This window comes from Myxococcus eversor, assembly GCF_010894455.1.
GTDB classification, from domain to species: Bacteria; Myxococcota; Myxococcia; order Myxococcales; family Myxococcaceae; genus Myxococcus; species Myxococcus eversor.
Map to the genome: position 1 here is coordinate 510,823 of NZ_JAAIXY010000003.1, position 12,410 is coordinate 523,232.

The 12,410-nt window shown below is 69.3% G+C and carries 13 protein-coding genes; 4 read left to right on the forward strand and 9 right to left on the reverse strand.

What is annotated here, in order from left to right; all coding sequences use genetic code 11:
• Nucleotides 1–27 precede the first annotated feature (27 nt).
• On the forward strand, nt 28–1,314 hold the full coding sequence (locus G4D83_RS08950) for a serine hydrolase domain-containing protein (protein ID WP_163864250.1): 1,287 nt from the start codon (nt 28–30) through the stop codon (nt 1,312–1,314).
• Between the two features lie 14 nt (nt 1,315–1,328).
• Here G4D83_RS08950 and G4D83_RS08955 read toward each other — a convergent pair whose 3' ends face one another.
• Complete coding sequence (locus G4D83_RS08955) at nt 1,329–2,294, reverse strand: AraC family transcriptional regulator (RefSeq protein WP_163864251.1); 966 nt, start codon at nt 2,292–2,294, stop codon at nt 1,329–1,331.
• Between the two features lie 98 nt (nt 2,295–2,392).
• Between G4D83_RS08955 and G4D83_RS08960 the strand changes: the two genes are divergently transcribed.
• Nucleotides 2,393–3,376: a quinone oxidoreductase family protein gene (locus G4D83_RS08960; RefSeq protein ID WP_163864252.1), complete on the forward strand. Its 984-nt coding sequence runs from the start codon at nt 2,393–2,395 to the stop codon at nt 3,374–3,376.
• 28 nt (nt 3,377–3,404) lie between these two features.
• Here G4D83_RS08960 and espC read toward each other — a convergent pair whose 3' ends face one another.
• Nucleotides 3,405–5,813, reverse strand: coding sequence for a serine histidine kinase EspC (espC, locus tag G4D83_RS08965; protein WP_240356231.1), 2,409 nt, complete (start codon nt 5,811–5,813; stop codon nt 3,405–3,407).
• 261 nt (nt 5,814–6,074) lie between these two features.
• On the opposite strand from espC, the gene G4D83_RS08970 reads away from it, so the two are divergent.
• Nucleotides 6,075–6,296 (forward strand): DUF5683 domain-containing protein, encoded by a 222-nt coding sequence (locus G4D83_RS08970; protein ID WP_163864254.1) that lies wholly within the window; start codon nt 6,075–6,077, stop codon nt 6,294–6,296.
• A gap of 69 nt (nt 6,297–6,365) precedes the next feature.
• Here the strand turns inward: G4D83_RS08970 and G4D83_RS08975 are convergent, their stop codons facing one another.
• The 3 genes from G4D83_RS08975 to G4D83_RS08985 all read right to left on the reverse strand — a co-directional run bounded on the left by G4D83_RS08975 (nt 6,366) and on the right by G4D83_RS08985 (nt 8,608).
• On the reverse strand, nt 6,366–7,187 hold the full coding sequence (locus G4D83_RS08975; protein ID WP_163864255.1) for a hypothetical protein: 822 nt from the start codon (nt 7,185–7,187) through the stop codon (nt 6,366–6,368).
• Nucleotides 7,188–7,352: 165 nt separating this feature from the next.
• Nucleotides 7,353–7,904, reverse strand: coding sequence for a hypothetical protein (locus G4D83_RS08980; protein ID WP_163864256.1), 552 nt, complete (start codon nt 7,902–7,904; stop codon nt 7,353–7,355).
• Nucleotides 7,905–7,993: 89 nt separating this feature from the next.
• On the reverse strand, nt 7,994–8,608 hold the full coding sequence (locus G4D83_RS08985; RefSeq protein ID WP_163864257.1) for a putative glycolipid-binding domain-containing protein: 615 nt from the start codon (nt 8,606–8,608) through the stop codon (nt 7,994–7,996).
• Nucleotides 8,609–8,770: 162 nt separating this feature from the next.
• Here G4D83_RS08985 and G4D83_RS08990 point away from each other — a divergent pair, with 162 nt between their 5' ends.
• A complete protein-coding gene (locus G4D83_RS08990; protein ID WP_163864258.1) occupies nt 8,771–9,562 on the forward strand; it encodes a helix-turn-helix transcriptional regulator in 792 nt (263 codons plus the stop codon).
• A 19-nt stretch (nt 9,563–9,581) separates the two neighbouring features.
• Here G4D83_RS08990 and G4D83_RS08995 read toward each other — a convergent pair whose 3' ends face one another.
• From G4D83_RS08995 to G4D83_RS09010, 4 genes are all read right to left on the reverse strand, one after another.
• Complete coding sequence (locus G4D83_RS08995) at nt 9,582–10,241, reverse strand: HAD family hydrolase (protein ID WP_163864259.1); 660 nt, start codon at nt 10,239–10,241, stop codon at nt 9,582–9,584.
• An 83-nt stretch (nt 10,242–10,324) separates the two neighbouring features.
• On the reverse strand, nt 10,325–10,906 hold the full coding sequence (locus G4D83_RS09000; protein WP_163864260.1) for an ExbD/TolR family protein: 582 nt from the start codon (nt 10,904–10,906) through the stop codon (nt 10,325–10,327).
• A gap of 24 nt (nt 10,907–10,930) precedes the next feature.
• Nucleotides 10,931–11,419 (reverse strand): ExbD/TolR family protein, encoded by a 489-nt coding sequence (locus tag G4D83_RS09005; RefSeq protein WP_163864261.1) that lies wholly within the window; start codon nt 11,417–11,419, stop codon nt 10,931–10,933.
• 128 nt (nt 11,420–11,547) lie between these two features.
• A complete protein-coding gene (locus tag G4D83_RS09010; RefSeq protein WP_163864262.1) occupies nt 11,548–12,288 on the reverse strand; it encodes a MotA/TolQ/ExbB proton channel family protein in 741 nt (246 codons plus the stop codon).
• Between the last annotated feature and the right edge of the window lie 122 nt (nt 12,289–12,410).

Below are 12,410 nucleotides of genomic sequence, written 5' to 3' on the forward strand. Positions count from 1 at the left end.
TCGCTACATAAAAAGGAGTCCCCTCCGATGAATTCCATCCTCGCCACCTTCCTGGTGGCCGCGGGCCTGGGTGTCTCTCCGTCCACCCCGGTGAAATCCGAGCCGCGCGCCACCGTGGCGAGCGCTGTCGCCGTGAGTCCCGAGTCGAGCGCCCTCGCGGTGAGCCTGGACCCGGTCATCGACCAGGCGCTCGCGGACCAGCGCATCGTCGGGGCCGTGGTCATCGTCGCGAAGGACGGAGAGGTCCTCTATCGACGCGCCGCGGGCTTCGCGGACCGCGAGACGAAGAAGCCCCTGCGCGAGGACGCGGTGTTCCGGCTGGCGTCGATGACGAAGCCGCTCGTCTCCGTCGCGGCGCTCGCGCTGGTCGACCAGGGGAAGCTGTCGCTGGAGGACCCCGTCACGAAGTGGCTGCCCACGTTCCGTCCCAAGCTCCCGGATGGACGCGAGCCCGTCATCACCGTGAGGCATCTGCTCACGCACACGGCGGGACTGATGTACGGCTTCAACCAGCCAGTCCCCGGGCCCTATCAAAAGGCCAGGGTCTCGGATGGGCTCGACAACCCGCCGGGGCTCACGCTGGAGGAGAACCTGCGTCGCCTCGCCACCGTCCCGCTGTCCTCGGAGCCTGGGGAGAAGTGGGCCTACTCGGTGGCCACGGATGTGCTGGGCGCCGTCGTCGCGAGCGCGGGCGGCGCGCCACTGCCCCAGGTCATCTCACGGCTCGTCACACAGCCCCTGGGACTCAAGGACACGGGCTTCCGCGTCGGTGATGTCTCGCGGCTCGCGACGCCGTATGTGGACGGCGAACCTGTCCCCGTGCGCATGGACAAGACGCACGACATCCCCTTCGGCGCGGGAGTGGTCCACTACACCCCCGGCAGGGCGCTGGACTCGCGAGCGTTCCCCTCTGGAGGCGCCGGCATGGTGGGGACGGCGAGCGACTACGTGAAGTTCCTGGAGGCGCTGCGCAAGGGTGGAGCGCCGGTGCTGAAGCAGAACACCGTCGAGCAACTCGGCTCCATCCACGTGGGTCCGGAGTCGCGGCCGCAGGGACCGGGTTGGGGTTGGGGGCTCGCGTCGGCGGTGCTCATCGACCCGGTGCAGGCGCACAGTCCCCAGTCGGCGGGGACATGGCAGTGGGGCGGCGCCTACGGGCACAACTGGTTCGTGGACCCGCGAAGTGGAATCACGGTGGTGGCGCTGACCAACACCGCGCTGGAGGGCATGTCGGGCGCGTTCCCCGGCGCCGTGCGCGATGCCGTCTATGCCGCGGCAAAGGCACCCGCGGTGACTCCCGCGAAGAAGCAGTAGGAATGACTGCTCCTTCAGGCCTGTCGACGAAACGCGCCCGGCGTCACGCCCACCCAGCGCCGGAACGCCTTGCCGAAGGAGCTCTCCGTCTCGTAGCCCACGGCGCGCGCCACCTCCGCCAGCGCGACGTCGCGGCCGCGCATCAGCGCCATCGCCCGGTGCATGCGCCACCGGCCGATGTACGCCAGCGGCGCCTCGCCCACGAGTGACTTGAAGCGCTCCGCGAACACCGAGCGCGACATGCCCGCGAGCCGAGCGAGCCCCTCCAGTGTCCACGGTGCCTCGGGCTTCTCGTGGACACGCTGGAGCACCGTGCCGATGCGCGGGTCCACCAGCGCGCGCAGCCAACCGTTCTCCCCGGAGGACGACTCCAGATGCGCCCTCAGCGCCTGCACGAAGAGGACATCCGCGAGTCGGCTCACCACCGTCTCGTGTCCAGGCTGCTTCGCTTCGATTTCGGAGGCCACGAAGCGCAGCGTCGACTCCAACCACCGAGGGGACTTGGGGTCATCCGCCCGGACATGGAGCAGCGTCGGCAGGTGCTTCACCAGGGGGCTCAGCGTCTCGCCCTCGAAGATGAAGGAGCCCACCACCAGCGTCACCGCCTCACCGTCCCCTCCGTAGTGGAGCACGCCGCCGCAGCGGATGGGCTGGCGCGTCGCATAGACCTCCGCGATGGGCAGCGCCCGGGTGCCACGCCGGTCCTTCAACGTGAACTTCACGTTGGCGGGGATGAACACGAAGTCACCGCCCGCCAGGCACAGCTCCCGCTCGCCCGTGGACAGCAGGCAGTTGCCGCGCATCACCGCGTAGAACAGCGGGAAGGGAGAGCCGTCGATGCGCATGCCCCACGGTGCCGTCAGCTCGTAGCGAGCGTGCACGCGGCTGCGCAGGTGCACGCCCTGGAGCACCTCCGCGAGGACATCGAGCCCGGGCTTTTCGCCGGACGGTTGGACGAGAGAAACGGACTTCTGGCGCATGTTCGTCCTTTCGCCCGGGACTATAGGTCCACTCACGCGGCGGGCGTGGAAGCGCGAGCCTCCTCGTCCCACGGCCCGCCATCCGGGAGACAGACATCATGAAAGCGATTCGACTGCACAGGTTCGGCGGTCCGGAAGAGCTGCGCCTCGACGACGTGCCCACGCCCACGCCTGGGGACGGCGAGGTCCGAATCCGGGTGCACGCCTCCGGGCTCAACTTCACCGACCTGGGCCAGCGCGAGGGCCGCATGCCCGGCACGCCTCCACTCCCCTTCGTCCCGGGACTGGAGGCCGCGGGAGTCGTGGACTCACTCGGCCCCGGCGTCCAGGGACTCACGAAGGGAGCCCGAGTCGTCGCCATCCTCCCGAATCAAGGCGCCTTCGCGGGATACGCCATCGCGCCGACAGCCACCGTGCTCGCCCTCCCCGACCCGGTCTCCTTCGAGCAGGCTGTCTGTCTTCCCGCGCAGGCCCCCACCGCGCTGCTCGGGCTGCGCGAAGGCGCGCGGCTGCGCGAGGGCGAATCCGTCTACATTCCGTCCGCCGCTGGGGGCGTGGGGACGTTCCTGGTGCAGCTCGCGAAGCGGATGGGTGCCTCGCGCGTCATCGGCGGCGCGAGCACGGAAGCCAAGAGAGACCTCGTCCTGCGCCTGGGTGCGGACGCCGCCGTGGACACATCCCATGCGGACTGGCCCGCGCGTGTTCGCGAGGCCACCGGTGGGCTCGGCGCGGACGTCGTCTTCGTCGCGGGTGGAGGAGAGCTCCCCGCCCGGAGTCTTCAGGCCCTCGCCTTCCGGGGACGACTGGTGCTCTTCGGCGCGGAGAGCATGTTCGACACGCAGTGGAGCCGTGAGCAGATGACCGGGGTGCTGGCCCAGAACCAGTCCATCGTCGGCTTCGCCACCTTCACCCTGCCCTTCGAGCAACGTCAGGCGGCGCTCCGCGAGGCGCTGTCGCTCGTCGAGCGCGGGCAACTCCAGACGGTCATCGGGCAGACCTTCCCGCTCGAAGCCGTGTCCCAGGCCCATCGCGAGATGGCCGAGCGGAGCACCACCGGCAAGGTCGTCATCCGCGTGGACTGAACGCCCAGGCCCACGCCGAGCCAGGCCCTCAGTGGCGTGCGCCGCTCACGCGGGCGACCGCGGGCTCGTCGTCCTCGCCCTGTGCGTCGAGCACATCCAGCGCCGCATCCACCGAGGCCATCAGCACCTCCGGCCGCACGGGCTTCTCCAGCACCACGTTCGGCACCGTCTCGATGAAGTCCCGCATCTCCGCCGTGTACGCCCCGCCGGAGATGAACACCACCCGCCGCGTCAGCTCCGGCGCCATCACACCCAGGCGCCGGTAGAGCGTGGCGCCATCCACCTCCGGCATCTGCAAGTCACACAGGATGACGTCGAAGCGATGCCCCGCGGACACCAGCGCCAGGGCCTCGCTGCCTCGCGTCGTCATCACCACGTCGTGGTAGGGCTCCAGCAACAGCCGCATCGACTGCGCCAGCCGGGGCTCGTCGTCCACCACCAGCACGCGTCCCCGTCGCCCCGTGGAGGGCACCACCGGCTTGCCTCGCGCCACGGGCCGGGGCGGCACCTCCACCTGCACCGGCGCCGCGGGCAGAAGCATGGTGAAGATGGAGCCCTTGCCCTCCTCGCTGCGCACCTCCAGCTCACCCCCGTGCGTGCGGACAATCTGCTGACAGATGGCCAGCCCCAGTCCGGTGCCTTCGCCGGTGGGCTTGGTGGTGAAGAAGGGTTCGAAGATGCGCGACATCACCTGCGCGGAGATGCCCATGCCCGTGTCCACCACGTCCACGCGGGCCCGGCCCGACACGTCCGTGCTGGTGCGCACGCGCACCTCGTGCAGGCTCGGGTTGCCCTCGGGCACCGCCTGCATCGCGTTGACGAGCAGGTTGAGCAGCACCTGTCCCAGCCGCGCCTCGCTGCCCAGCACCTTCGGCACCGGGCCGAACTCCTCCACCAACCGCGCGCGGTGGCGCAGCGCATGGCTGATGATGCGCACCGCCGGAGGCACCAGCGCGTTGAGGTCCACCAGCGTCCGGTCCTGGTCCCCCTGACGGCTGAACACCTGGAGGTCGCGGACGATGAGGCGGATGCGCTCGGCGCCTTCCAGCGCGCTGCGCACGCTCACCTGCGCGTCCCGCTGCCCCAACATCCCGCCTTCCGTGAGCGCGCGCGTCGCGGACTCCAGGTTCAACACCAGGTAGGCCAGCGGGTTGTTGATTTCGTGCCCCACCCCGGCCGCCAGCGTCCCCACCGCGGCGACACGCTCGGCGGCCACCAGCCGCGCCTGCAGCTCCTTGGTGGCGGTGATGTCCCGGTGCGTGGCCACGAAGTGCGACACGTCCCCTCCCGTGGCGCGCACCGGCGACAGCAGCACCTCCGTCGAGACGACCCGGCCATCCTTGCGCGGCACCGTCGTCTCCACGCAGAGCGACTCGCCCGCCAGCAACGCCGCGTTCAAGCGATGACACAGCCGGGGGTCCTGGTCGCCGTACAGCTTGCACGGGTCCTGCTCCACCAGCTCTTCCGGAGCCCGTCCCAACAACAGGCCCAGCGCCTCGTTGGCGAAGACGGTCCGCAGCTTGCCGGGGCCCTCCACCTCCGCGATGAAGACGCCCTCGTGCACACCCCTCACGGTGGTGGCGAGCAACTGGAGCTTCTCCACCGCGCGCCGTCGCTCCTCGCTCGCCGCCGCCAGCAACTGGCCCGTCACCGCGTTGACGACGACGAAGAGCTGGAGCACGAGCAGGTCCTGCTCCACGTTGCCCGAGGAGAACGGGCCCTGGCCTCGCACCGTGCCGGTGATGGCGACCATGGAGATGGCCAGGGTGGCCATCGCCGCGCCCCGAGGACCGAAGCGCAGCGCCGCCAGCGCAGACATCGGGAACAGCAGGAAGCTGGCCGCGTGCGCGAAGCCGGGCTGAAGGTTCCGGAAGAGGAAGATGCTCGCGCCCAGCACGGTGGTCAGCCCCGCCAGCGCCAGCGCCTCGCCTGCCCGGTGCGGCCAGGTGGGTCGGCTCAGCAGCAGCAGCGGCGGCGCCACCACGAGCACGCCCATCAAGTCCCCCACCCACCACACCCAGACCGCGCGGCCCAGGACCTCCGCGGGCAGCACGCCACCCAGCAGCAGGCACAACGGCCCCACCAGCGAACTGACCCCGGTGCAGACCGCACCCGCCCCCACGCACAGCACGACGACGTCACGGATGCGTGACAGGTCCGCGTCCATGCGCAGCCGTCGCGTCAGCAGCGCGCCCAGCACCGTGGCCAGGGTGTTGCCCGTGGCTACGCCCAGCGCCACCGACAGCGGCACGCCCGTGGAAGCGGTCGCCAGGAAGGCCCCCAGGTAGATGCCCGGCCACAGCAGCGGACCGCGCAGCACCAGCGCCGCGAGCGCCACCCCGGTGGGCGGCCAGACGGGGCTGACATTTCCTCCCACGGTGGACATGGAGAGGCCCAGCCGAGCCACGGCGAGATACACGCCGGCCAGGACCAGCATCTCCAAGAGATGCCGTCCGCGAAGCGCGCGTGCGCTGGCTCGAAGCAGCCCGATGATGACCATCCCCCCGGAAGACCCGTCCGCCGACCCGACGGGTTCACAAAAGTGGAGTCCATGGTAGCGGGCCAGGCTCGGTATTGCACCTTCCCCCCGCCGCGCAGGGCAGGCAAGCGTCCAGGAGCCGATAGGTCGGAAACACCTCGCGCATGCAATGGCTTCGGGGGTGCCGCGTAGGGAAGGACAAGAGGAGGTACCCAGACGATGTCGCGTCCCGGAATCGCAGCCCTGTTGTCCTTTCTCATCCCCGGTGTGGGGCAGATCTACAACGGCGACATTCTGCGCGGTGTCTTCTGGCTCATCGTCACCCCGGGCTTCTGGATTGGCACCGGAGGGTGTCTGGGCTGGGTGTGCCACATCATCGCCGCCGCCACCGCGCACAACCGGGCGGAGGACCAAGAGAAATACCGCGTCACCGTCGTATAGCGACGGCACTCGCGGGGCGCGGGCCGGCTCTCAGGGGTAGTCGGCCCGCGCTTTTTTTCACCGCGCCGCTCAGCGCGAGAACAGCAGGATGAAGGTCGGAATCGCCGCGACGAGCAAGCCGACGACGAGCGCGAGCACCTGCTGGACGAAGAACAGGTCCTCCAGCCTCTCCACCAGGGAGACCTCCAGCCGGTCCACGGCCAGCGTCTCCAGCTCGCGCACCGCCGTCTCGGTGTCGGGCGCGGTGAGCACCGTGCGCAGGGCGACGGCGCCCAGGACGCGGTAGGACTGCTCCATGAGGAAGCGCTCCAGCCACTTCGTGCGCGACGGTGGCCCGGTGTCCTCCTCGGGAGGCTCGCGCAGCCGCTCCGCCACGGAGGACTCGATGGCGTGGATCAGCTCCTTGCGACCGAGCGGGCCCGTGCCCCTCAGGCGCTGGGCGACCTGGAGTGCCGCGGGCTTGAGCACGGCGTAGGCGTCCCCCATCCAGCCGCGCGCCTGAGCCTCCTCGGCGAGCCGGGAGCCGATGCCATTGAGCATCAGCGCATACCCTCCCCCCAGGGCCAGGGCGAAAGGTGTGAGCCCCAGGCTGAGGGCCTCCAGCCATCCGGGCGTCGGTGGCATGTCGAGCAGGCGCGGCACCAGGAGGAAGGTCCCCGCCAGGGCGAGCCCGAGGGTGCCGAAGAGGAAGAACCCCTTCACCGCGCCCCACAGCCCCGAGCCCACGAGCGCGGGCACCACGCCCACGAGCATTCGCAGGCTCGCGCGCGCCACGCCCTTCATGACGCGGCGATTGCTCGTGGGAGGAGCTTCGGCCAGCGCGTTCGGCTCGGGCACCGTCGACAACGGCCGAACGACATCCACACCGGGCACGGGGCCCTGGGTGCTCAAGTGATGAACCTCACGGCCCCATCGTAAGAGCCGCGAGCCGCCCGTGAAAGCCACCGCCCGTGTACGCGGAGCCAGGCCTGGGCGATGGGTCCAACGCGAAGCAGGGACACGCCCCTGCCCCACCCGAGAGGCCCGTCCCATCCGGCCACCCTCGCGGGCTAGCACTCAAGGGCGATGGACACGGCGACGGGCCTTCATCTCCTGGGTGAGCCGCCACGTGACGCCACCATCCGCCGAGAGGAAGCCCCTCCACGTGAAGGAGTCCTCGGCAATCGCGGTGAACATCCAGCGCAGCGCCTTGCCGTCCGGGTCCGGGCCCTCGATGTGGATTTCGTCGCCCACGGCCTTGCCGGTGAGCACGACGAGATACCCCGCGGTGGCCCCCAGCCAGATGACGCGCCACGTGCCCGTCTTCGGGTCGAAGTGGCGCAACGACGTGCCGATGCGACGCTCCCCCACGGCGGCGCTCAGCCCCTCCGGATTCGGATAGCTGAGCACGTCCTGGATGACGCGTCCGTCCAGCACCCAGGAGAAGGACCACTCTCCGGGCTGACGGAAGACCTCCTTCCCCGCCGCGTCGAAGAACGCGACGTCCATGTCCCAGGCGCCGACGAAGCGCCCGAACAACGCGAGCGACTCGGCGTGCGCGGGCACCGGCCCATCCGCGTGGAGCAACTCCAGGGCCCGCCGCGAGAGCGGGGATTGATGATGCGACATGATGCACGTCTCCCATTCGCGGCCCGAGGAAGCTCGAGCCGCGTCATGACTGGCGCTGCGTGGTTGAAGGGGGACTCCGAGCCGGCGGCTCAGCGCGACGTGACGGCGACGCGCTCCCATGCGGGCGGGTAGCGCGTCACCAGGCACAGCTCATCCGTCTCCAGCTCGGCGACGAAGCTCCCGCCCCGGCTCTCATAACGAAAGCGCGTGGGAGCAAGCCGCGTGTAGCGCTGCGGCAGGGTCAGCAGCGCCAGGTCCGGCATGCGCACCCACGCCGCCGTCACCTCGCTCGACGCGCCCACCGGCAGCGCCAGCCGACGCATGGGCAGCGTGTTCGTGGAGGGTGTGAAGCCCAGGTCCACGTCCATGCAGCCACGGAACCGTGGGACTTCCTCGTCGCCCTGCCACCACCGCTGCCGCGCGTCCACCCGCAGGACGAGCGACCGGGGCGCGCCACCGCCCCGCATCAGGATGCGCGCCTCCCTCGTCATCCACCGCGAATCACATTGGATGGTGTACTCCGCGAGGTAGGGCACCCCTTCCTCCGTCACCACCACGGAGCCCGCGAACTCCCAACCGCCATCGAGCTCCCGCAGCTCGGCGTACTCGCTCCCCGGCTGGTCCTGTCGCGTCCATTGCCACGCGCGCAGACACCGCCGCGCCGAGCCCGGGTCGGAGTTCACATCACGCTGGGGAGAGGTCATGAGGGTGCTCGCGGAAGAAAGAAGCGCGTCGGCGCTTCGCCACAATGGAGCGAACCCTAGGCAACACGAGCGGGGCCGTCTTACACATCCTTGCTCCCACTGTCCGAGAGCACACCCTCGTCTTGCTTGCCGAGTCCCGCGTCGCCGCGCCATCCTGACGACATGCCGCGCCTGCACGCCTCGCTCCTGTTCAGCGCACCGGACCTCCAGCTCGCCCGAGTGACTTGCGACGGGCACGACGGCCCCCGGCCGAAGGAGGAAGGCGTGGAGAGCGAGCGCGTCATCCTCGCGCTCCACGGTCGCTTCCAGTTTCGCGATGCGCGGACGCGCGCCGTGGTGGCCCCGGGTGTCGGCCTGCGCATGCACCCGCGCCGGCCCTGTGAAATCCGCCATCCGCACGGAGGAGGCGACGCATGTCTCTCCGTGCGTGGCTCGTGGCTGAGCCAATGTCCCCAGGCGGAGGCGACGACGTTCCCGGTCAGCACCGAAGCGTACGTGCGACTCCAGTCCCTGCTGGCCCACGCGACACGGGGCGAGCCCGTGGACCGCGTCAAGCTGGAGGAGACCCTGGCCCTCGTCCTCTCCCCCACTGAGCGGCCTGACACCTCGGTGAGCCGACGCGAGCGCGATATCGCCGAGGCCATCGCCCACGAGGCGGCACTCCACTTCGACGCGCGAGCCTCCGTGGAGGTCCTGGCCCGGGGCGCCGGCGTGTCCGCCTTCCACGCGTGCCGCGTCTTCCGCAAGGTGATGGGCACCGGCATCCATCAGCACCTCCAGGAAGTGCGGCTGCGCCATGCGCTCGCGCTGCTCCTGGACACACACCTGCCCCTGGCCGAGGTGGCGCTGGAGGCGGGCTTCGCCAACCAGGGCCACCTGGGCAACGCCTTCCAGCGTCTCTACGGCAAGACACCGGGCGCCGTCAGGAAGACCCTGACGCACCCCGGAGCCTGAGACTCAAGGCCGCTTCGACTCAGAAGCGCGCCGAGCGCAGCGCCGCGAGCAGCTCATCGGCCGTGGTGGCCACCGCGCGCGCGCCGTGCGCATGCAGCTCCTCCGCGTCCCGGAAGCCCCACGTCACGCCCACGCCGTACATGCCCGCCGCGCGCGCCGTCTCCATGTCCACGGCCGTGTCACCCACGAAGCCACACACGCCGGGGACGAGCTCCAGCTCCGCCGCCATCCCCAGCACCGCCGTCGGGTCCGGCTTGCGAGGCACCCCGGGCCGCTCGCCATACACCCGAGCGAAGGCCACGCCAGGCAACAGCCGCTCCACCAGCCGCTTCACGAAGCTGTCCGACTTGTTGCTCAGCACCCCCATCACCACCTGTTGCTCCGCCAGCGTCGCCAGCAGCGCGGGGATGCCGGGGTAGGACGCGGTCCGGTCGAAGAGGTGCTCGTCGTAGTACGCGCGATACGTCTCCAGCACCGGCGCGGCCAGGTCCTCACGGCCCGCGGGCACCGCCCTGCGCGCCAGCTCCCTCACCCCCTCACCGACGAAGCGGCGGTAGGCGGGCTCCTGGTGCGTGGGCAGGCCGTGGTGTGCCAGCGCGTGGTTCATCGCGTCCGCGATGTCCCCCAGCGAATCCACCAATGTCCCATCCAGGTCGAAGAAGACGGCACGAAGCTGCATGTGATGAGCTCTCCAGTGAAAACAAAAACGCCCCGGCCAACAGGGCCAGGGCGTTCAGGGCGTCGAGGCCCGCTCAGCCGTCCCTAGGGAGTGACGGCCGCCGTGGTGGCGTCGTCCGCTCCAGCGACGGTCAGCACCGCGAAGTTGATGTTGTTGTAGCCGGCCGTGGCGCAGCTGAACATCACCCGCTTGATGATGGCGTACTCCACATCCTTGTGAGCCTGGATGTTGATGTCGCCCTTGAACGTGTTGGCGTCGTCGTTCGCCATCGCGTGCAGGTCCTCGAACTGCTTCTTCATGTCCCGCAGCTTCTCTTCCAGCGCGGGGATGTTGAGGTACTCGTCCTTGGAGAAGTCCTCCACGCGACCGACGATGGTGCCGGACACGCTCACCTGCTCGCCGGACACCATGACGACCGGGTGCATCTCCACTTCCTGGATGTGGACTGCTTCCGGGAGCTGGATGTCCTTGGTCATCATCAGCACCTCGCCCGTCGCGGAGAAGTTCGCGATGAGGAAGAGCACGATGATGACGAACATGTCGACCAGCGGGGTGATGAGCAGGTCGGAGTAGCCGCTGCGCTTCGCGTGGGCGGCGCCGTGCCCGAACACCTTGGAGTGCTCGAGTCGCTTGCCGTACCGCTTGCCTGGAACCTTGATGGCCATGACTGGGTGTGGCTCCGTGCTCGGCTAGCCCATCGCCGCGGACACCGACACCTGGGGCAACCCAGAGCCGATGCACTCGTCGATGATGCGGACCAGGTCCTCGTAGCGGACCTTGTCTTCGGGCTGAAGGGTGATGGCTGTCTGGTCCGGAAGCTGCGCCTTCAACTCCTTGAAGCGCGCCACCAGCTTGGACAGGTCCGTCTTGCCCTTGCCGTCTTTGGTGAGGGGGATGGGGTCGAACGTGCTCTGGTCCGCCGAGAGCCGAAGCTCCGTCGGGGTGATGAGCAGGGTCAGCTGCACCGTCTTGGTCTCCGTCGGCGGCTGCTCCTCCTCCGTGGAGGGGCCTCCCGCCTGGGAAACTTGAAGTCGGCCAATCTGGGTCCAGACCGCCGTCATGATGAGGAAGCTGATGGTCACTGCCATCAGGTCGATGAATGCGGTCAGGTTGATGGGAGCATCGAGCGACTTCTTGCCGCCTTTCCCACCACCTCCTGTGTCCATTCCGCCGGCCATGGCGTTGTCCTCCTAAGGCCCCGCGCGGTGAGGCGCGGCAAGAGACTGAAAGGGGCGCGCCGTTGTCCCCACGTCACGTGGGGACAGGACAGCGCGCCCGGGTTCCGGGTTCCCTGCGGGAGCCCGAATCAGTCGTCGTGGTGGTCCCGGGCGGCGGGGACGTTCAGGTTCTTGAACTTGTCCTTGTTCGCCACGATGAGGTTCAGCACGGAGACGCTGGTCTCGTTGATGTCGTTGATCAGCGACTGGGTGCGGCCCATCAGCACGGAGAAGGCGATGAGGCACGGAATGGCCGTCACCAGCCCGAAGCCCGTGCAGTTCATGGCTTCGGAAATACCGTTGGCGAGAATGGTCGCCTTGTCGGCCGGGTTCACGTTCGCCACGGCCTCGAAGCAGGAGATGAGACCCGACACGGTGCCGAGCAGACCGGCGAGCATCGCCGCGTTGCCGAGCATCGCCAGGTAGCCACTGCGGGCCTCCAGGCGGGGCGTCTCGCGCAGGGTGGCCTCGTCCAGCGCCGCCTGCACTTCGTCCTGGCCCTTGGGAACGTTCATCAGACCGGCCTTGATGACGCTCGTCAGCGGCGTCGCCTTCTGGCCCGCCACGTAGTTGATGGCCTTGTCCAGGTCACCGGCGTAGATGTGCTTCTTGAGTCCACGGAGGAAGGCTTCCTTGTTGATGGACGCCTTGCCGAACAGAACGATGGCCCGTTCGACCATGATGGAGAGGGCCACCACGAGACAGGCCGCGATGGGATACATACCCCACTGACCGGCCTCCCATCGCCTGGCGACCTCTTCGAAGAAGCCCCGCTCGGGACCACCAGCGTTCGCGAGCACGGCCAGATTCGTCAAAAACCCCAGGTTCATCGCGTCTTGCCTCCACGGCAGCTTGGCCCGGCGCTCCGGACCTTCCAGAACCTGTCGCCCCCCCGGGCGTGCGCCCCAGAGATGGGCGGCAGGTATGGATGTTGAAAACGGTGGTGCCGACT

What these genes read in the sequence shown, in the direction of transcription:
- G4D83_RS08950 (WP_163864250.1), top strand. Translation starts at nt 28, where the DNA reads ATGAATTCCATCCTCGCCACCTTCCTGGTGGCCGCGGGCCTGGGTGTC.
- G4D83_RS08955 (WP_163864251.1), bottom strand. Translation starts at nt 2,294, where the DNA reads ATGCGCCAGAAGTCCGTTTCTCTCGTCCAACCGTCCGGCGAAAAGCCC.
- G4D83_RS08960 (WP_163864252.1), top strand. Translation starts at nt 2,393, where the DNA reads ATGAAAGCGATTCGACTGCACAGGTTCGGCGGTCCGGAAGAGCTGCGC.
- espC (WP_240356231.1), bottom strand. Translation starts at nt 5,813, where the DNA reads ATGCTGGTCCTGGCCGGCGTGTATCTCGCCGTGGCTCGGCTGGGCCTC.
- G4D83_RS08970 (WP_163864254.1), top strand. Translation starts at nt 6,075, where the DNA reads ATGTCGCGTCCCGGAATCGCAGCCCTGTTGTCCTTTCTCATCCCCGGT.
- G4D83_RS08980 (WP_163864256.1), bottom strand. Translation starts at nt 7,904, where the DNA reads ATGTCGCATCATCAATCCCCGCTCTCGCGGCGGGCCCTGGAGTTGCTC.
- G4D83_RS08985 (WP_163864257.1), bottom strand. Translation starts at nt 8,608, where the DNA reads ATGACCTCTCCCCAGCGTGATGTGAACTCCGACCCGGGCTCGGCGCGG.
- G4D83_RS08990 (WP_163864258.1), top strand. Translation starts at nt 8,771, where the DNA reads ATGCCGCGCCTGCACGCCTCGCTCCTGTTCAGCGCACCGGACCTCCAG.
- G4D83_RS08995 (WP_163864259.1), bottom strand. Translation starts at nt 10,241, where the DNA reads ATGCAGCTTCGTGCCGTCTTCTTCGACCTGGATGGGACATTGGTGGAT.
- G4D83_RS09000 (WP_163864260.1), bottom strand. Translation starts at nt 10,906, where the DNA reads ATGGCCATCAAGGTTCCAGGCAAGCGGTACGGCAAGCGACTCGAGCAC.
- G4D83_RS09005 (WP_163864261.1), bottom strand. Translation starts at nt 11,419, where the DNA reads ATGGCCGGCGGAATGGACACAGGAGGTGGTGGGAAAGGCGGCAAGAAG.
- G4D83_RS09010 (WP_163864262.1), bottom strand. Translation starts at nt 12,288, where the DNA reads ATGAACCTGGGGTTTTTGACGAATCTGGCCGTGCTCGCGAACGCTGGT.